Origin of the sequence: Aliidiomarina sp., assembly GCF_047920995.1 — a bacterium.
Taxonomy (GTDB): Bacteria; Pseudomonadota; Gammaproteobacteria; order Enterobacterales; family Alteromonadaceae; genus Aliidiomarina.
On the sequence record NZ_JBLRWZ010000011.1, the window covers coordinates 26,186 to 45,253 of the forward strand.

A 19,068-nucleotide genomic window follows, 5' to 3' on the forward strand; every position below is an offset into this window, starting at 1 on the left:
TAAACAGGATAGTAGATGAGCGTACCAATCGAGAATATCGAACAGCTCCCACTGCATAAGTTTACCGAAGATGCGTACCTGAATTATTCGATGTACGTAATTATGGATCGGGCATTACCACACATTGGTGATGGCTTAAAACCGGTGCAACGGCGAATTATTTACGCAATGTCGGAGCTAGGCCTTTCGGCATTAGCAAAATACAAAAAATCCGCCCGTACGGTGGGTGATGTATTAGGTAAGTTTCATCCGCACGGTGATTCCGCATGTTATGAAGCCATGGTGTTAATGGCGCAGCCATTCTCCTATCGTTATCCATTGGTAGACGGGCAAGGAAACTGGGGTTCTGCAGATGACCCGAAATCGTTTGCAGCCATGCGTTACACGGAAGCGCGTTTGTCACGTTTCAGTGAAGTTCTGCTTAGTGAACTTGGCCAAGGCACATCAGATTGGGTGCCTAATTTTGATGGCACCATGCAAGAGCCGAAAATATTACCGGCGCGTTTACCACATATCTTATTGAATGGTATTACCGGTATTGCAGTGGGTATGGCTACTGATATACCGCCACATAACGTGCGGGAAATTACCAACGCCTGTGCGATGTTGTTAGAAAGCCCGAAAGCAACTCTTGAAGATGTTCTTGAGTATGTAAAAGGGCCTGATTACCCAACGGATGCCGAAGTAATTACACCTGCTGAAGATATTCGTAAAATCTACGAAACCGGGCGCGGCAGTATTAAAATGCGCGCGCGCTACTTTGTTGAAGATGGTGAAGTGATTATTGATGCATTGCCACATCAGGCTTCAGGTAATCGCGTTTTAGAACAAATTGCCGCGCAGATGCAAGCGAAAAAGCTGCCGATGGTATCTGATTTGCGCGATGAATCAGATCATGAGAACCCCACACGTTTAGTAGTAGTTCCACGCTCAAATCGGATTGATGTTGAGCAACTTATGGCGCACTTATTTGCTACCACAGATCTTGAGAAAAGTTACCGAGTAAACTTGAATATGCTTGGCCTTGATGGCCGCCCACAAGTGAAACCTTTGCTGCGTATCTTAAACGAATGGTTACAGTACCGAATACAAACGGTTACGCGCCGTTTGCAATACCGTTTGGATAAAGTAGAGCGGCGCTTGCATATTTTGGAAGGTTTGTTGGTTGCCTACCTTAACTTAGACGAAGTGATCGAAATTATTCGTCGGGAAGATCATCCAAAAACAGTATTAATGAGCCGCTTTGGGCTTTCCGATACGCAAGCAGAAGCTATTTTAGAGTTAAAACTACGTCATTTAGCGAAGCTTGAAGAAATGAAGCTGCGCGGTGAGCAAGAAGAATTAGCAAAAGAGCGTGATGCTTTAAACTTGCTGCTTAATTCTGAACGTCGTTTGAAAACATTGGTGAAGAAAGAACTACTGGCCGATGCTGAGAAATACGGTGATGATCGCCGTTCGCCATTGATTGAACGGAAAGAATCGCGGGCGTTATCAGAGCGCGAACTAACGCCTTCAGAGGCGGTAACGGTAGTACTTTCAGAAAAAGGTTGGGTGCGTTGTGCGAAAGGGCATGATGTAGAAGGTGAAAAGCTCGCCTACAAAGCGGGAGATGGTTATTTAGCTCAGGCTTCTGGGCGCAGTAATCAGCCGGTAGTATTTATTGATAGCAGTGGCCGAAGCTTTAGTTGCGAGGCACACACCTTACCTTCTGCAAGAACCCAAGGTGAACCACTTACGGGGCGCTTTAGCTTAGTAGCTGGTGAGAGCATTAGCCAAGTATTGATGAGTAAAGATGATCAGTTGTGGCTGTTGGCTTCTGATGCCGGTTACGGTTTCGTAGCTCCGTATAGTGATATGCAAAGCAGAGTGAAGAACGGTAAGGCGCTATTAAGCCTACCAAGTTCTGCGAAAGTTTTGCCGCCACAACCCATTCATAATCTCTCCGAAGATTTAGTAGTAGCGGTGTCTAATGAAGGGCGCTTGCTGGTGTTCCCAGTGAAAGATTTACCGCAATTAAGCAAAGGTAAAGGGAATAAGATTATCAGTATTCCTTCTAGCCGGGCGAAGTTGCGTGAGGAATATCTGCAAGCTATTGCGGTAATGCCAGCGAATAGCGTGCTTACAGTAATTGCCGGTAAACGGAAATTACAGCTGAAACCAGCCGACATTGAGCACTATCGTGGTGATCGTGGCCGCCGTGGCAATAAACTACCGCGCGGCTTGCAGCGTGTAGACGCGTTGCTAGTAGAGGAAACAGTGGTTGCGCCGGAAGAAGGTACAGAGCCAGAATTGTAACCCTTACGATAAACATCTGTACGCTCAAAGGCTTCTCTAGTTTTACCAGAGAGGCCTTTATTTTTTGAGAAATTTCTTTTTTAGCACGTTATACTGAGCGCTAAATTTTTAAGTGAGTGTACGCATGTTAGCTGTAATTCGTATTTTGATTTTGGGTGTGTTTATTGTTTTGGTGGGCATTATTGGCTCGCTACTACTGCTGTTGCGTCCATTTCATCGGGATAATACCCATGTTGCCGCCCGTGTTTTTGGGAGTATGCACCAGCTCTTGGGTACTAAACTCGAAATTCGCGTGCCGGCCAGCGTACAAGCGGGAGGGCCGTTTGTATATGTTGCGAATCACCAAAACAGCTGGGATATTTTTACCATGAGCCGTTCATTGCGCAAAGGCACAGTGAGCATTGGGAAAAAGAGCTTAAAATGGATTCCGTTCTTTGGCCAAATATACTGGCTTTCGGGCAATATTTTGATTGATCGCGCGAATAGTTCGCGTGCCCATGGCACCATTAATACAGCGGTAAAAGCGATTAATGAAAAACAGCTTTCTATCTGGATGTTCCCCGAAGGCACACGCAGCTATGGCCGCGGTTTATTGCCCTTCAAAACTGGAGCATTTCATACGGCAGTGCAAGCTGGCGTGCCCATTGTACCGGTGTGTATGAGCTCTACGCACAAAAAGATTAAACTGAACCGTTGGAATAATGGTAAAATCATTATTGAGATGCTTCCGCCAATCGCTACCGATACGTATTCGCGAGAAAGCATTCGTTCGTTGATTGCCGAAACCTATCAGCTAATGCATGATAAAATTGAAGCCTTAGACGAAGAACTCAACCGCGAAAAAGCTGCCGAGTAGCAGCGAGGAGATTAAATCTCGTGAACGATTTAGAAGCCTTATTGGCGCAAAGCGATGCAACCATTGATGCAATTCTAGAAGCAGGGCTTACCATAGAAGATGAGCTCGAAATAGAGCATCACTTAGTGAGCAGTGATTTTAGCCGATTAGAAAAAGCAGCGGTAGAGATTGTTAAGTTGGGCTATCACGTAGATGAAGCTGAAGAGTTTGAACTAGATGATGGCAAACCATGTTTCTACTTTGCTGCGGTTACTGAAACAGCGTTAGATAAAAGTGTTTTGGCAACGCAAACCCGAGAAATTACCCAAGTAGCAGATGCCTGCGGCGTTGAATATGATGGCTGGGGAACGTTCTTAGGCGATGATGACGAAGGTGAAGTAGACTGGGAAGAGTACGACGATTCCGAGTTAGAATGAAAGCCTCTACTGCATTAGCTTAATGTAGTACGCGCAAGCGAAGCATTAAAAAACCCCCGATAAGAAATTACCGGGGGTTTTTGTTATTCAGCACTGGAGCTAGATAGCAGCAATTCGCTGGCGCTGTTGCTGTAACTGATCAACAAGCTCTTGCGCTTCTGCCTGTTTAGCACGTTCTTTGCTAATAACATCAGCTGGCGCTTTGCTAACGAAGTTTTCATTCGATAGTTTCCCGCTAACCCGTTGCAGTTCTTTTTGTGCTTTTTCAATTGCTTTATCAAGCCGCGCAAGTTCTGCCGCGGTATCAATTAAGCCAGCCATCGGAATATTGATTTCCATGCGGCCTACCAGCGCCGTAGCGCTTGCGGGGGCTTCTTCGCCAGCAGCTAGGAAGGTTACCGATTCTAGCTTTGCTAGCGCGCTTAGGAAGCTTTCATTTTCCTGTAAGCGGCGCATGGCTACTTCATCAGCATTCGCGATCAATACAGGGAGCGCTTTATTTGGCGATAAATCCATTTCCCCGCGCACGTTACGAATGCCAACAATTACTTGCTTTAACCATTCCATGTCGTCTTGGGCAGCCGCATACTGCACAGGCCGAACTTGTGGGTATGGTTGCAGCATAATGGTGTCTGCTTGTTTGTTTGCCAGTGGTGCTACTCGCTGCCAGATCTCTTCGGTAATGTAAGGTAACAACGGGTGTAACATGCGCAACAGCTGTTCCAGTACGTTTACCAAGGTATAGCGGGTAGCACGTTGCTGGGCGGCAGTACCATGTTGCAAACCTGGCTTAGTAAGTTCTAAGTACCAATCACAGAATTGGTTCCAAGTGAATTCGTAAGCAATTGCTGCGGCTTGGTCAAAGCGATAGTTATCGAGCGCGCTTCTGAATTGCTGCACGGTGCCATTGAAACGTTCAATAATCCATTGATCAGCCAATGAAAGCTGCATTTCGCCGCCGTTGGCACCACAATCTTGATCTTCCGTATTCATTAATACATAACGGCTAGCGTTCCAAAGCTTGTTACAGAAGTTACGATAGCCTTCTAGGCGTTTCATATCCCAGTTAATATCACGCCCAGTAGAGGCGAGCGCCGCTAGCGTGAAACGTAATGCATCGGTGCCGTGCGCAGAAATACCTTCTGGAAACTCCTTCTGGGTACGCTTAGCAATTTGCTCGGCAAGCTTCTCTTGCATCAAATTACTGGTACGTTTCTCAAGTAGGGTAGGCAGCTCGATACCGTCGATCATATCCAGCGGGTCAATTACATTGCCTTTGGATTTCGACATCTTATTGCCTTGCTCATCACGAATTAAGCCGGTTACGTACACGGTTTTAAACGGTACCTGTGGCTTGCCATCCTCATCTTTTAGGAAGTGCATGGTCATCATAATCATGCGAGCTACCCAGAAGAAAATAATATCGAAGCCCGTAACCAATACATCGGTAGGATGGAAGGTTTTCAGTGCTTCCGTATCTTCCGGCCAGCCTAAGGTTGAGAAGGTCCACAGTGCAGATGAGAACCAGGTATCCAGTACATCGTTATCTTGCTGTAGCTCACGATCACCAAGGTTATGTTTAGCTCGCACTTCTGCTTCATCGCGGCCTACAAATATGTTGCCTTCTGCATCGTACCAAGCGGGGATACGGTGCCCCCACCACAATTGCCGCGAGATGCACCAATCTTGAATATCCCGCATCCAACTGAAGTACATATTTTCGTATTGCTTTGGTACGAATTGAATATCACCATTTTCAACAGCTTTAGTGGCAGTTTCTGCAAGTGGCGCAACACGCACATACCATTGGTCGGTAAGGTAGGGTTCAATTACTACACCTGAGCGATCGCCATAGGGGATTTTGTTATCATGCTCGGCTACTTTTTCTAACAAGCCCAGTTCATCTAAAGCGGCAACAATTGCCTTACGCGCAGCAAAGCGTTCTAAGCCGGCAAATTCGCCCGGCAAGCTGGTATCAACATCAGTGCGCGGCAAGCCTTGCACATTAAATACTTCTGCCGCACCTAAAATATACGCATCATCGCTAAGAATATTGATCAGTGGAAGATCGTGGCGTTTGCCAATTTCATAATCATTGAAATCATGTGCCGGCGTGATTTTTACGCAGCCAGAGCCAAACTCTTGGTCTACATAATCATCGGCAATGATGGGAATACGCCGGCCAGTGAGCGGTAATTCAATGAACTTACCATGCAGATCTGCGTAACGCTCATCTTTCGGATGCACCGCAACACAAGCATCGCCCAACATGGTTTCTGGGCGAGTGGTGGCAACTGTTACATAATTTTTGCCAGTGGCAGTAGTTGCGCCATCTGCAAGTGGGTACCGCAGATGCCAAATGCTGCCTTTGCTCTCTTTATTCTCTACTTCGAGATCGGAAATCGCTGTTTTTAGCTTGGGATCCCAATTTACCAAACGTTTGCCACGGTAAATGAGCTTGTCTTCATACAGGCGCACAAACACTTCTTGTACGGCAGTAGATAAGCCTTCGTCCATGGTGAAGCGCTCACGATCCCAATCTACCGAATCTCCCAAACGCCGCATTTGTTGCGTAATAGTACCGCCTGATTCAGCCTTCCAATCCCAAATTTTATCAATGAAACTTTCTCGGCCAAGTGTATGCCGATCCAAGCCTTGAGTAGCAAGTTTCCGTTCCACAACCATTTGTGTTGCGATACCGGCATGATCGGTACCCACTTGCCATAGGGTATTAAAACCATCCATTCGCTTATAGCGCACCAAGGTATCCATCAGCGTATGTTGAAACGCATGGCCCATATGCAAGCTGCCAGTTACATTTGGCGGTGGAATCATAATGCAATAGGATTCGCCTTGGCCTGATGGACGAAAATATCCGGCCTGTTCCCAATGTTCGTACAAACGTTGTTCAATATTTTGTGGGGAGTAGGTTTTATCCATGGTGTCCTTCGTTTTCTTCGGGAGCGGGTTGGGTATCAAGCTGCATGCCAAGGCTGCGATAGTGCCGATACCGTTCACGCGCTTGTTCTTTACCCGCATCATCGGCGGGAACAAAATCTATAATTACTTGAATTTGGCGAGTAAGCTCGGGTACTACGGGCTGCAGATTCAAAACAACGTTACGTTGCTTGCAAAGTTCAGCAGCACTTTGCTCCCAGCCAATCAATACCGGTGTTCCAGCAATTGGCCCTTCGCCTACTAAATTGTGCGGAATAAATTGCGCCGCAGGTATTTGCCAAAGGGCTTCATCAATTAATTCGGCTTGTGCTTGATTACTTGCAATCACCACTACACGGCGCCGCTGCTTGGCGAGCTGGCCAACAATGGTGGCCACCGCTTTCGCCAATGCAGCTTCCCCGGAGCTAGGGAGCACATAAAAAGTTACTTTAGCCACTTACTCGCCTTGTGCTGCGCCTGCGCGCGCTAGCAAAAACTGGGTAAGCATAGGTACCGGACGGCCCGTTGCACCCTTGTCTTTGCCGCCTTTCCACGCGGTTCCTGCGATATCTAGATGTGCCCAGTGATATTTCTTGGTATACCGCGATAAGAAACATGCCGCGGTAATGGTTCCTGCTGGGCGGCCACCAAGGTTGGTCATGTCGGCAAATGGGCTATCTAGCATTTCTTGATATTCATCCCATAATGGTAGTTGCCATGCACGATCACCACTTTGCTTGGATACGTTCAAAAGTTCATGTGCTAGCGGATTATGATTACTCATCATACCGGTAGCATGAGCACCAAGTGCAATCACACAGGCGCCAGTTAGCGTAGCAATATCAATTACTGATTCTGGGTTAAAGCGCTCTACGTATGTAAGCGTATCGCATAATACCAAACGGCCTTCGGCATCGGTGTTCAACACTTCCACCGTTTGCCCAGACATGGTTTTAATAATATCGCCCGGGCGGTAAGCACGGCCATCAGGCATGTTTTCACAACCAGCTAAAATACCAATTACGTTCACAGGCAATTGCAATTCTGCCAGGGCTTGCATGGTGCCAAGAACACCAGCAGCACCACCCATATCGTATTTCATTTCATCCATCGCTTCTGATGGCTTAATGGAAATACCACCGGAATCAAACGTAAGGCCTTTACCTACCAAAACAATAGGGGCGCGATCATCGCCAGCACCTTGATAATGCATTAAGGTCATTACGGCTGGGTTATCAGAACCGCGGCTCACTGCGAGGTACGCATTCATACCAAGTTCAGCCATATCGCTTTCATTGATACGCTCAATTCTGAGATTGGCGTAGTTTTCGGCAACCACTTCAGCTTGTTCTGCGAGCCACATTGGCGTGCAGATATTCGGTGGCATGTTAGCGGCATCACGGGCAATTTTCACCCCTTTTGCTACGGCTAAACCGTGTGCTACAGCGCGCTCGCCAATAGGCAATTCGCGCCGTGTAGGCACGTTAAATACCATTTTCCGCAGTGGCCGGCGAGGTTCTTCACGATGTGTTTTTAATTGATCGAATACATATAAGCCAGCTTGTGCAGCTTCAATTGCATGGCGTACCTTCCAATAGGTATCGCGGCCTTTTACATGTAATTCGCTCAAGAAGCATACAGCTTCCATGGCGCCGGTATCATTCAACGTAGCAATGGTTTTGCTAATAATTTGGCGGTACTGGCGCTCATCAAGTTCGCGCTCTTTACCACAGCCAACTAATAGAATGCGCTCACTGAGCACATTTGGAACATTGTGCAGTAAAAGCACTTGGCCCGGTTTGCCTTCAATATCACCACGACGGAGTAGATTACTTAAGTAGCCATCGCTGATTTTGTCGATTTGTTCCGCTGCAGGTGATAGTCTGCGGGGCTCGAAAACGCCAACAACAATACATGCTGAACGTTGCTTCTCTGGGCTACCACTTTTTACACTGAATTCCATGCATACTCCCATTTCTGGTTTATTTATGCCGGGCATGGCATTATTAGTGAAATTCTACGGTGTTAATCGCAATAAGAAAACCCGCTTGCTCGTAATTAGATTGCAAAAAAGTTGCAGCGAACTTGCGGTATTTACCTTAGAATCACAGATATAACTTATCAAAACACAAAGTTTACTGAAATATTCAGTGATTTCCAGTAAAAAGCGAAGTTAAGGGTTGGGGCAGTGCTCATATTTCGTTACATTATTCGTGAAACATTCAAAGCGCAAATGGCTATATTCCTAGTGCTGCTCGTTATCTTTGTCAGCCAGCAGTTTGTGCAAATTCTTACAGAGGCCTCTGAGGGGCAGCTTCCAGCGCAGCTGATTATGATGGTGCTCGGTTTACAATTACCGAGCCTTGCTGCATTACTACTGCCGATTAGCTTATTCTTAGGGGTGTTAATGGCGCAAGGCCGTTTATATGCCGATCATGAAATGGCTGTATTTCACGCCTGTGGTGTAAGCGAGTGGTATATCACTCGGGTTACGCTGGCGTTTGCTGGCGTATTGGCAATTCTTACTGCTTTACTAACCCTATGGCTTAGCCCTTGGGCGATGGCGCAAGAGCAAAACATTGCCGATCGGGTACGCAGCGAATCTGGCGTATCTGTTTTACAGGCCGGGCGCTTCCAGCAAGCCGTGCAGCAACGGGCGGTGATCTTTATTGAGCGCCAAGGCGAGGGTGGCGAGCTGCAAGAGGTGTTTGTGGCGCAATTACCTGCGCGTAGCGAACTTAATGCCACAGATGCACAGGCTAGTGTGGTAATGGCCGCTCGTGGGCGCATTGAAACCACAGCCAACGGTGCGCAAATGATGGTGCTTGAAGAGGGCCGGCGCTACGCGCAATCGTTGGGGAGCCTTGAACATCAAGTAATGAGCTTTGAACAATATCAATTGCAAATTCGCGAACAAGAGATAGCTGAAGGTAGCCGCCGCGAAGAAGCTATTCCTACGCGAGAACTATGGAATGATGATAGCTATGCTGCTGCAGCTGAATTGCAATGGCGGATTGCTATTCCATTGGCAATGCCGTTGCTGATTTTAATAGCGGTGCCGCTAAGCCGAGTGAATCCACGGCAAGGGAAGTTCGCCCGTATGGGGCCGGCGTTATTAATTTACCTCGGTTACTTCATGGTATTAATGGCCACCAAACGGGCATTGGCTGATGGTTCGGTTCCAGTAGGGCTTGGGCTTTGGTGGATACATGGCTGTTTAGCGCTAATTGGTATTTCCATGCTGATCAAAGAGCGGCCCGCAGGTTACAAACTACTCGCGATGTTTAAGCTCGGTAAGAAAGCGGAGGCTGCTAATGTTTAGTATCCTCGATCGATATATCGGTAAAACCGTACTGATCACAACGCTATTAAGCTTGGTAGTACTTACCGGTTTAAGTGCACTAATTCGGTTTGTAGAGCAAATTCGCGCTATTGGCCGTGGTAATTACGCCATGCCTGATGTAATTGCGTTTATTCTTCTTAGCGTGCCCCGAGATGTGGAAATGTTCTTTCCTATCGCAGCCTTGCTTGGTGGTTTAATTGGTATGGGGTTATTGGCTAGCAACAGCGAGCTTACAGTAATGATGGCCGCAGGGCGCTCACGCTTAGAGTTAATTGGCTCGGTAATGAAATCGGCGATATTAATGATGCTCGCTGTGCTTGTGATTGGCGAATGGGTAGCCCCGAATACCGAAGCTCAGGCTCGCCAACTTCGTGCACAAGCGGTATCGGGTGGAAGTTTAATTTCTGGCGAACATGGCGTGTGGGCAAAGGATGGTAATCACTTTATTCATATTGGTGAGGTAGAAGATACCGGCAACCTGCGCAATGTAACGATTTATGAGTTCAATAACCGTGAGCTAGAGAAAGTAATACACGGCGCGCGCGCCACCTATATCAGCCCGAACTGGCGCGTACATGATGCGCAGTATACCGAAGTATCGCCAGATCGCGTGGCCAACTATCAACTTGCCAGCTGGACCTGGCGCTCAACCCTTACGCCCGATAAATTAGGTGTAGTAACGGTGCGCCCAGAATCTTTATCGATTAGCGGGTTGCGCTCATATGTAAACTATCTACAGGCCAACCGGCAAGATTCTAGCCGCTATGAACTGGCGTTTTGGCGAAAAGTAGTGGTGCCCTTTACTGTAACCGTAATGCTGTTGGTGGCCTTATCATTTATTTTTGGGCCATTACGTTCAACAACCATGGGCGCACGTATTTTACTTGGGGTAATAACGGGCTTCAGTTTCCACGTGTTCAATGAAGTATTTGCCCCTATATCACAGGTGTACAATATCCCGCCCTTGCTGGCAGCGCTGCTGCCCGGAATGGTGTTTGCAACAGCCGCGTTGTACATTCTTACGCGCGATAGGGTATAAAAAAGGGAGCAAGTTGATTGCTCCCTTGATTGTTAATTCGTAGTGTTCCCAAGGCCTAGCTATACGGCCTCTCGTTACTTCTTTGATACGCTTAAGGCTACTTCCAGTTTTTAAACTGGTTGGCTTCTGCACTAAGTACTACTACTTCGCATTTTGCTAGGCGATCTTGTAAGGCAAGTTTATCCTTGCCAAACAACACCCACAAATTACCCAAACCAAATAGGGCGGTAACTGCTCGAATCAGTGCTTGCTTGCGGGTAATCCGGGAATTATCAGTGTTGCGCACTCGCAATCGCCATGTGCGCATGCCTAATGTTTGCCCACCACGGGCCCAAAAGCCAACGTAAAACCACAGCACCACCGCAATTAAATACAGTGTAGTAAGCGGATTACCTTGCAATAAACTGGCATGATCGCCGCCTTCCGGAAGGCTAATAAGGCCAGTTTTTACTACTAGCGCAATAAAGGCGAGTAGGGCAGCGAAGGCAAACATAATTACTGCAGTAACAACCAGTGAATCATACAGAATGGCCAGCATACGGCGGCCAAAACCGGCGCGCTGTACAGGCACAAACTCGTTTTCTGCATTGCTGTTGTTGGTTTCTTCATGGTTATCCAGCGCTACTGGCTGTTTGGCTGGTTTTGTCGCTTTTTTGGGCATCTTTGTATAAATCCTGAGCTAACGATTGCAAGATCATAGCATGAAGCATTCTTTTTTATCATCCATGCTTGCAACATCCTTCCGCCTGAGTATAATGCGCTGCGTCTGAGAGATTCAGATGTAGCCCCTTGAATATGCCCGGGTGGCGAAATTGGTAGACGCAGCGGATTCAAAATCCGCCGCCAGAAATGGTGTGCCGGTTCGAGTCCGGCCCCGGGCACCATCTTCAGTTCGCACATGTTTTAAGCCTCTCGTAGTATTAGCAACGCCACCCAGATTTAGAACTATTTCCGTGTTTGATGCGCCTTTTGGCGAACATGTTGTGCCAATATGGCGCCGTTATGTTGCTTTACTTCAGCTCGTTTTCGCCAAGCCCATAGCCGCTCTCGGGCTGCACGCCCAGCGGTTTCAACATCACAAATGGGGTGTGGATAATCGCGGCCTAATTGCACGTTATGCAGTAGTTCTTCCATTGGGGTAAGTAACCAAGGTTTGTGGATAAGGCTATTTGGCAAAGCGGCTAGTTCAGGCACCCATTGCCGCACAAAATCCCCTTGGGCATCTTGTAATTCACCTTGCCGAACGGGGTTGTAGATACGAATGGTATTAATACCGGTAACACCAGCTTGCATGTTGAGTTGCGGATAGTGAATGCCAGGCTCGAAATCTAGAAATTGTTGGGCAAGATGCGGGGCTCCAAGGCGCCAATCGATATTTAAGTGATGGCAGAGAAAACTTACCAGCATGGCGCGCATACGAAAGTTTAAGTACCCAGTGGTGTTTAAGCTGCGCATGCAGGCATCTACCATCGGAATACCGGTATTGCCTTGCTGCCAAGCACTTAAATGTGCAGCTACGTTGGTATCATCGCGATAAGGAAACTCCTGATACCCTCGGTTTAAATGAGCAAATTCCATACTACAAGCACTCTCGAATTTTTGGATAAAGTGGCAACGCCAGTGCAAACGGGAGCTAAAGGCTTGCCAAGCGCGAGCAGGAAGGTTTTCACGATGCGCTAAGCTGTATTGCCATACTTCGCGAATGGAGATATTCCCCCATGCTAAATACGGCGAGATACGCGAACAACTAACACGGCTTAATCCAGGTTTGGAAATATCGAAGTGGTAACGTTTTCCGCGGCCTTGAAAAAATTCGCTTAACACTCGCCAAGCGGCTTTTGGCCCGCCGATTTGTTCAGGATGCTGATGCTGTAGCCAATCAGCCGGTGGTGTGAACTGCGGCAGCTGCGGTATCAAGATGTTTGCTGTGGCAAGCTGCGCTGAGCTTACATTATGAATGCGTTGGCGCATTACCTGTTGCCAATGTTGATCCCAATTATTGCGGTTATGTAGTTTGCGAACTACAGCGCCGTAAGGGAACTCTTGCCATTGCACTTGATGTTTCTGGCACCATTGCTGCAGAGCGCGATCGCGAGCAAAGGTGGTTGCGATGCTAATTTCTTCGTGGCTAAAAATAGTTTCTATATTATGCTGTTGATGCACGGTACGTAATACATCGGAAAGCCTACCAGTAGTGATGGTTAACCTGCCATTGAGCTGGATTTGTAATTCCTGTAGTGATTGCCAAATGAAGCGCCAATGGCGAGTAGAGAAGTGCACATCATTGAGCAAGAAATCTTCTACCACAAACAACACCATAAAAGGCTTATTAGCTGCTATAGCTGCTTGCAGTGGGGCATGATCGGTAAGCCGTAAATCACGCTTTAACCAAACCAGATTCATTAGCGTTGTTTATATTGGGTAGGGCAATAACCTCGGCTTATCGCCGGATTGCGTTTTGCTAAATGCTTGCTGCTTCGGCCTTGAGTGCGTTGCCGCCAGGAGCGAAATGAGCTGGGTTTTAACTCTTTGCGCATTAATTGAATTACTTGCGCTTGAGCGAGGCCAAACTGAATCTCAATGGCTTCAAATGGGGTTCTATCCTCCCATGCCATTTCTATAATCCGAGATAGTTCGTGTGCTGTAAATGCTTGCATAGATTAGCGGTACTCTAAAAAGATGCTCTCCCAGGAAGAGCTGTTATCAAGGCGATATTGTGATAGCAATGATTACGCTGTATCGGCAAATATAGATTAGCGCTGAAGCGATATAAGGGGCCGCGCTAGAATAGAAATTGGCGGTTATCTATAATTTCAACTCAGTGATATACTGAGTACACAAAACGAAACAAATTTGTACTACCTTTGTAATCGAGGTGCGCTAAACATTAGCTGCCGAATACATCGGAAAATAATCGGCCACATAAGGCCAACAAAACAAAAGAAGAGAAAAATTATTACTAAAATGAATGATAAAACACCCCCAGCGCAACTGCAGCATGATGTGGAGATCCCATCTCGGGAAGCCATGTTAGAAGTGGTGCAAAACGCAGTGAAGCCAGTAGCTTATCAAGATATCTTAAGCCACTTTAAGTTAACTGATGAACGGCAGCATATTGGGGTAAAAAGGCGCTTGCGTGCCATGGAACGGGATGGCCAATTGGTGTATACCCGTAACGATAGCTATGGCTTGCCAGAGCGAATGGATTTAAAGAAAGGTGAAGTAATTGGCCATCGTGATGGCTTCGGATTTGTGCGTCTTGATGAGGGCGGCCCAGATCTATTTTTACCATATCACCAAATGCAGCTAGTAATGCACGGTGATCGTGTATTAGTGAAAGCTGGCTCAACAGATGCACGAGGCCGGAAAGAGGCCCGTATTGTGCGCACTGTAAACGATGCAGTGCGGCAGATAGTGGGGCGTTACTTTTTTGAAGATGGTATTGCAGTTGTAGTACCCGATGATACGCGTCTAAACCAAGATTTAATTATTCCTCCAGAGCATGTGAATGGTGCTCGCCATGGCCAAATAGTAACGGCTGAAATTATTTCTCGGCCGAGCCGCCGAGCATCGCCGTTAGCAAAAATAATTGAAATTCTCGGTGATCACATGGCTCCGGGTATAGAAATCGAAGTGGCGATTCGTGAGCACAATATTCCGCATGAATGGCCTGCTGCTTTGGAAAAAGAAGCGCAAGCCATTCCAGCGGAAGTGCCAGAAACGGATAAACAGGGCCGAGTAGATTTACGTAACTTGCCGCTAGTAACCATTGATGGTGAAGATGCGCGTGATTTCGATGATGCAGTATATTGCGAGCCTGATAAGAAAGGCTTCCGTTTGTGGGTAGCGATTGCGGATGTTAGCCATTACGTGCGCCCAGGTAACGAACTGGATAGAGAAGCGGTACGCCGCGGTAATTCGGTATACTTCCCAAATCATGTAATTCCGATGCTGCCGGAAGCACTTTCCAATGGTTTGTGTTCGTTAAACCCGCAGGTAGATCGCCTGTGTATGGTTGCGGAAATGGTGATTAGCCCTCGTGGTAAGCTGATTGAATCGAAGTTCTATCCTGCAGTAATGAATTCTCATGCGCGCCTCACCTACACCAAGGTTGCCGCTATTCTAGAGGGCGATAAAGAACTCCGCAGCCAATATCAGGCGGTAGTGCCGCATATTGAAAGCCTGCAAGCGCTCTATCATGTTCTGCGCGCTAGCCGTGAACGCCGCGGTGCCATCGATTTTGATACGGTAGAAACCCGCTTCATATTCAACGCAGAACGGAAAATATCCGAAATTGTGCCGGTATATCGCAATCAAGCCCATATGTTGATCGAAGAATGTATGATCATGGCGAACGTTGCTACTGCCGAGTTTGTCGAGAAAAACAAAGGCTTGGCGTTATTTCGAGTGCATGATGCACCCGATGAAGATCGTTTTATGGCGTTTCGGTTAGTGCTCGGTGAAATGGGCCTTTCGATGCCGTTACGAGATGAACCATCGCCCGCTGATTTTGGTGAGGTTTTGCAGCAAGTAGCGGATCGTCCAGATCGAGAGCTTATTCAAACAATGCTTCTGCGTTCGTTGCAGCAAGCAATTTATAGTGCGGAAAATCGTGGCCACTTTGGCTTGGCGTTAGATGCCTATGCACACTTTACGTCACCCATTCGGCGTTACCCAGATTTAGTACTACATCGTGAAATCAAACGCATTTTGGCTGAAAAAGAGCCAAATATGCCGGGTGTAGAAGGTGCATATAGCTATAATCCGAAGCAAATGGCTGAGCTTGGCCCGCATTGTTCGCAAACAGAACGCCGCGCTGATGACGCAACGCGTCAAGTGGATGAGTGGTTGAAGTGTGAGTTCATGCTTGATCACGTGGGCGATGAATTTGAGGGGGTGATCTCGGCGGTTACCAACTTTGGTTTATTTGTGCGCTTAAGCGATTATATGATTGATGGTTTGGTGCACATCTCTAATTTAACCAGCGAGTACTATCACTTTGATGCTGAGCGCCATTTATTGATTGGTGAAAGCAGCGGCAATGTTTATCGCCTAGGTGATAAAGCCCGCGTGAAAGTGGCTTCCGTAAGCCTTGATGAGCGCAAGATTGATTTCGAGTTGCTGCACGTTGAGCAAACATCAAAAGCACTCGCTCCAAAACGTAGAGTGAAGCAACAACACTCGCGGAAAAGTGGTAAAGGCGGTGGCCAAGGCGCAGGCAAACCGAACAAGCACAAAGGTAGCAAAAGCAAACCTGCGGGCAAGGGGGGTGCTAAAGGAAAAAGTAAAGGCGCTGGAAAGCGCTCGAGCAGCAGCAAGAAACGATAAACTTACCTGTGAAATTTTAATGAGTAGTAGTTAATGAGCAAAAATGAAGCGGTATTTGGTATTCATTCGGTAACAGCCGTATTGCAACACGCCCCAGAACGGGCACTTGAATTGTTTGTGCAAAAAGATCGTGATGATCCTGCCATTCAGGAAATTGTAAAAGCCGCTCGCGCAGCTGGCGTTCGCCCTCAGTTTTGCCAACGCAAAACCCTGGATGAGCGCGTGGATAAAGATTCTACTCATCAAGGGGTTCTGCTGCTGGTTACCCCCGGGCGTGCCTATCAAGAAAATGACCTTCCAGAATTGGCGCAGCAAGCGGGGCAAAAAGCGCTGTTCTTGATACTCGATCAAGTAACGGATCCGCACAATTTAGGTGCCTGTTTGCGTACCGCCGATGCAGCTGCGGTAACTGCGGTAATTGTACCAAAAGATAAAGCGGCAGGTTTGAATGCTACCGTGCGCAAGGTGGCCAGTGGCGCTGCGGAAATTGTACCTTTAGTAACGGCTACGAATTTAGCGCGCGCGTTACGTATATTGAAAGATGAAGGTGTTTGGGTTACCGGTACTGCCGGTGAGGCAACAGTAGGCCTTTACGAGAATAAATTTGTTGGCCCAGTAGCGATTGTTATGGGCGCTGAAGGCACTGGCATGCGCCGCCTAACCCGTGAGTTGTGTGATGATTTAGTATCGATTCCACTTTCGGGTACGGTAAGTAGCTTAAATGTTTCTGTTGCCGCCGGCGTATGCTTGTTCGAAGTGGTTCGCCAACGTGCAGCACAGGCTGGCAAGGGAAGCGCTAAGTGATCAAGAAAATACTACCGTTGCTGCTGATTGCAGCAGCGGTTATGGTGTTTATGGTGCTTTCTTGGCTAGGCCCTGCGAGTAACCCACAAACACAGTACCGGCCATTGATCGATGTTTCGTTTACCTTCAGTGAAAGTGATCGTGTGCAGCGGCAAGTGGTAAACGATGTTATTTATCGTATGCAAACCCATCATCAGTATCGGATCGCCAGTTCGGCGGAAGATGCGGTTGCTGCGCATGTGGAAGTTGAGGTGCGCCGCAGTAGTGAGCAACTCATATTAACCGCAACGATTCGCGCAGCGAATTCAACCAGCGAAACCGAACAAACTTCCCGAGAAAACCAAACTATTGTGGTTGAAGGCCCTGCTGAAGTGGCCATCAACCTTTCTGCAAAGCTATTTTCATTAGTAAATACCCGCTTGCGAGAGCTTGCCATTACTGGTTAGTTCACGTACAATCCGCCGGCTTGAATCAGCCCAACTAACTTTTACAGTTAATGTTATAAAGTTAATTTCAAGTTCCTTGCCTATACGTCAGCCGGGCTGAGCTGAACTCAGGCTTTAATCCATAAGGAGCAATTATGCGTCATTATGAAATCGTATTTATGGTTCATCCGGACCAGAGTGAACAGGTTCCAGGAATGGTTGAGCGTTACAGCGAAACTGTTACTTCTAATGGTGGCACTATTCACCGTTTAGAAGATTGGGGTCGTCGCCAACTAGCTTACCCAATCAACAAGCTGCACAAAGCTCACTACGTACTAATGAACGTAGAAGCAACTGGCGAAGTGATTGAAGAGTTAGAAACTAACTTCCGTTACAACGATGCGGTATTACGCAGCCTGGTTATGCGTAAGGACGAAGCGATTAACGAGCCTTCACCTTTTGGTAAGCCAAAAGAGCGTGAAGATCGCCGTGAAAGCAGAGCTGAAGAGACAGAATCAGAATCAGAGACTGCATCTGCTGAGTGATGTCGGCTACAGCTCAAGGTTCAGCAATTAACCAACTCATCATTCGCGGTATTCTTGTAAAAGAGCCGAGAATGAAACGCAGCCCAGCCGGGGTTTCGCATCTACTCCTCGCTCTTGAACATCGTTCATTGCAGCAAGAAGCAGATTTAACACGACAGTGTTATGTGCGAATTCAGGTGGTGGTGAGCGGAGATTGGGCCGAATCTTGGTCAACAAAACTTACTATGGGTAGTGAAATAGAAGTAGCTGGATTTATTCAGCGTCATGAGAACGCTAACGGTGTTCCTCGCTTAGTACTTCACGCCCAGAACATAAAACAGGTTTAATAGGAGAACACCATGGCTCGTTTTTTCCGTCGTCGTAAATTCTGCCGCTTTAAGGCAGAAGGCGTAAAAGAAATCGATTACAAAGATATCGCTACGCTGAAAAACTATATCACTGAAACTGGTAAAATAGTTCCAAGCCGTATTACCGGTACTTCAGCAAAGTATCAGCGTCAGCTGGCTCGTGCAATTAAGCGTGCCCGTTACCTGAGCTTGCTGCCATACACTGATGGCCACAAGTAAGGGAGACTTTAACGATGAATATTATCCTTCTAGATAAAGTTGCGAACTTAGGTAGCTTGGGTGACCAAGTTAACGTGAAATCTGGCTTCGCTCGGAACTACTTGTTCCCACAAGGCAAAGCCGTACCAGCTAACAAAGCGAATGTTGAAATGTTCGAACAGCGCCGTGCAGAGTTAGAAGCTAAATTAGCTGCTGACCTGAAAGCTGCTCAAGAACGTGCTGAGAAAATCAATGCACTAAACGCTATCGTTATCACCTCTAAAGCAGGCGATGAAGGTAAGTTGTTCGGTTCAATTGGTACTCGCGATATCGCTGATGCAGTTACTGCAGCTGGCGTAGAAGTTGAGAAGAGTGAAATCCTTATGCCGCACGGTACTATCCGTGAAGTAGGGGAGTTTGAAATTGAGTTGCAAGTGCACGCAGACGTGTTAGCCGCTATTACTTTGCAAGTAGAAGCTGGCGAATAAGCAATTACACTCTCTTTAATTGAAAAGCAGCACCTTTGGTGCTGCTT

Annotated in this window: 18 protein-coding genes and 1 tRNA gene; 13 read left to right on the forward strand and 6 right to left on the reverse strand. The window is 47.2% G+C overall.

What is annotated here, in order from left to right:
* Positions 1 to 15 precede the first annotated feature (15 nt).
* From parC to rraB, 3 genes are all read left to right on the forward strand, one after another.
* Entirely contained in the window at positions 16 to 2,295 is a 2,280-nt protein-coding gene (gene parC, locus ACNA7P_RS04450; protein ID WP_416257414.1) for a DNA topoisomerase IV subunit A, read from the forward strand.
* Between the two features lie 124 nt (positions 2,296 to 2,419).
* Positions 2,420 to 3,151, forward strand: coding sequence for a 1-acylglycerol-3-phosphate O-acyltransferase (locus tag ACNA7P_RS04455; RefSeq protein WP_416257415.1), 732 nt, complete (start codon positions 2,420 to 2,422; stop codon positions 3,149 to 3,151).
* A 20-nt stretch (positions 3,152 to 3,171) separates the two neighbouring features.
* A complete protein-coding gene (rraB, locus tag ACNA7P_RS04460; RefSeq protein WP_416257416.1) occupies positions 3,172 to 3,567 on the forward strand; it encodes a ribonuclease E inhibitor RraB in 396 nt (131 codons plus the stop codon).
* A 99-nt stretch (positions 3,568 to 3,666) separates the two neighbouring features.
* Here the strand turns inward: rraB and ACNA7P_RS04465 are convergent, their stop codons facing one another.
* Genes ACNA7P_RS04465 through pepA form a run of 3 tightly spaced genes read right to left on the reverse strand, consistent with a single transcriptional unit; the run spans position 3,667 to position 8,467 of the window.
* Positions 3,667 to 6,507, reverse strand: coding sequence for a valine--tRNA ligase (locus tag ACNA7P_RS04465; RefSeq protein ID WP_416257417.1), 2,841 nt, complete (start codon positions 6,505 to 6,507; stop codon positions 3,667 to 3,669).
* Entirely contained in the window at positions 6,500 to 6,961 is a 462-nt protein-coding gene (locus ACNA7P_RS04470; protein WP_416257418.1) for a DNA polymerase III subunit chi, read from the reverse strand. The genes ACNA7P_RS04465 and ACNA7P_RS04470 overlap by 8 nt, the downstream gene beginning before the upstream one ends.
* Positions 6,962 to 8,467 carry a leucyl aminopeptidase gene (gene pepA / locus ACNA7P_RS04475; protein WP_416257419.1) on the reverse strand — a complete coding sequence of 502 codons (1,506 nt, stop codon included), beginning with the start codon at positions 8,465 to 8,467 and terminating at the stop codon, positions 6,962 to 6,964.
* Between the two features lie 225 nt (positions 8,468 to 8,692).
* Here pepA and lptF point away from each other — a divergent pair, with 225 nt between their 5' ends.
* Together lptF and lptG are read left to right on the forward strand one after the other, a co-directional pair.
* On the forward strand, positions 8,693 to 9,826 hold the full coding sequence (lptF, locus tag ACNA7P_RS04480; protein WP_416257420.1) for an LPS export ABC transporter permease LptF: 1,134 nt from the start codon (positions 8,693 to 8,695) through the stop codon (positions 9,824 to 9,826).
* The gene (gene lptG / locus ACNA7P_RS04485; protein ID WP_416257421.1) at positions 9,819 to 10,886 is read left to right on the forward strand and encodes an LPS export ABC transporter permease LptG; all 1,068 of its coding nucleotides are present in this window, start codon (positions 9,819 to 9,821) and stop codon (positions 10,884 to 10,886) included. The genes lptF and lptG overlap by 8 nt, the downstream gene beginning before the upstream one ends.
* Positions 10,887 to 10,983: 97 nt before the next feature.
* Here lptG and ACNA7P_RS04490 read toward each other — a convergent pair whose 3' ends face one another.
* Positions 10,984 to 11,547: an RDD family protein gene (locus ACNA7P_RS04490; protein ID WP_416257422.1), complete on the reverse strand. Its 564-nt coding sequence runs from the start codon at positions 11,545 to 11,547 to the stop codon at positions 10,984 to 10,986.
* Positions 11,548 to 11,683: 136 nt separating this feature from the next.
* On the opposite strand from ACNA7P_RS04490, the gene ACNA7P_RS04495 reads away from it, so the two are divergent.
* Positions 11,684 to 11,770 (forward strand) — tRNA-Leu (locus ACNA7P_RS04495).
* A gap of 61 nt (positions 11,771 to 11,831) precedes the next feature.
* Here the strand turns inward: ACNA7P_RS04495 and ACNA7P_RS04500 are convergent.
* Entirely contained in the window at positions 11,832 to 13,289 is a 1,458-nt protein-coding gene (locus tag ACNA7P_RS04500) for an FAD-binding domain-containing protein (RefSeq protein WP_416257423.1), read from the reverse strand.
* Positions 13,289 to 13,543: a TIGR03643 family protein gene (locus ACNA7P_RS04505; RefSeq protein WP_416257424.1), complete on the reverse strand. Its 255-nt coding sequence runs from the start codon at positions 13,541 to 13,543 to the stop codon at positions 13,289 to 13,291. The genes ACNA7P_RS04500 and ACNA7P_RS04505 overlap by 1 nt, the downstream gene beginning before the upstream one ends.
* 307 nt (positions 13,544 to 13,850) lie before the next feature.
* Between ACNA7P_RS04505 and rnr the strand changes: the two genes are divergently transcribed.
* The 7 genes from rnr to rplI all read left to right on the forward strand — a co-directional run bounded on the left by rnr (position 13,851) and on the right by rplI (position 19,021).
* Positions 13,851 to 16,214 (forward strand): ribonuclease R, encoded by a 2,364-nt coding sequence (rnr, locus tag ACNA7P_RS04510; RefSeq protein WP_416257425.1) that lies wholly within the window; start codon positions 13,851 to 13,853, stop codon positions 16,212 to 16,214.
* Between the two features lie 33 nt (positions 16,215 to 16,247).
* Entirely contained in the window at positions 16,248 to 17,018 is a 771-nt protein-coding gene (rlmB, locus tag ACNA7P_RS04515) for a 23S rRNA (guanosine(2251)-2'-O)-methyltransferase RlmB (RefSeq protein ID WP_416257426.1), read from the forward strand.
* Positions 17,015 to 17,464 carry a hypothetical protein gene (locus tag ACNA7P_RS04520; RefSeq protein ID WP_416257427.1) on the forward strand — a complete coding sequence of 150 codons (450 nt, stop codon included), beginning with the start codon at positions 17,015 to 17,017 and terminating at the stop codon, positions 17,462 to 17,464. The genes rlmB and ACNA7P_RS04520 overlap by 4 nt, the downstream gene beginning before the upstream one ends.
* 134 nt (positions 17,465 to 17,598) lie before the next feature.
* Positions 17,599 to 17,988, forward strand: a complete 390-nt coding sequence (gene rpsF, locus ACNA7P_RS04525; RefSeq protein WP_416257428.1) for a 30S ribosomal protein S6 — start codon at positions 17,599 to 17,601, stop codon at positions 17,986 to 17,988.
* Positions 17,988 to 18,314 carry a primosomal replication protein N gene (priB, locus tag ACNA7P_RS04530; RefSeq protein WP_416257429.1) on the forward strand — a complete coding sequence of 109 codons (327 nt, stop codon included), beginning with the start codon at positions 17,988 to 17,990 and terminating at the stop codon, positions 18,312 to 18,314. Before rpsF ends, priB begins: the two co-directional genes overlap by 1 nt.
* 12 nt (positions 18,315 to 18,326) lie before the next feature.
* Positions 18,327 to 18,554: a 30S ribosomal protein S18 gene (gene rpsR / locus ACNA7P_RS04535; RefSeq protein WP_007419241.1), complete on the forward strand. Its 228-nt coding sequence runs from the start codon at positions 18,327 to 18,329 to the stop codon at positions 18,552 to 18,554.
* Positions 18,555 to 18,568: 14 nt separating this feature from the next.
* Positions 18,569 to 19,021 carry a 50S ribosomal protein L9 gene (gene rplI / locus ACNA7P_RS04540; RefSeq protein WP_416257430.1) on the forward strand — a complete coding sequence of 151 codons (453 nt, stop codon included), beginning with the start codon at positions 18,569 to 18,571 and terminating at the stop codon, positions 19,019 to 19,021.
* Positions 19,022 to 19,068: the final 47 nt, after the last annotated feature.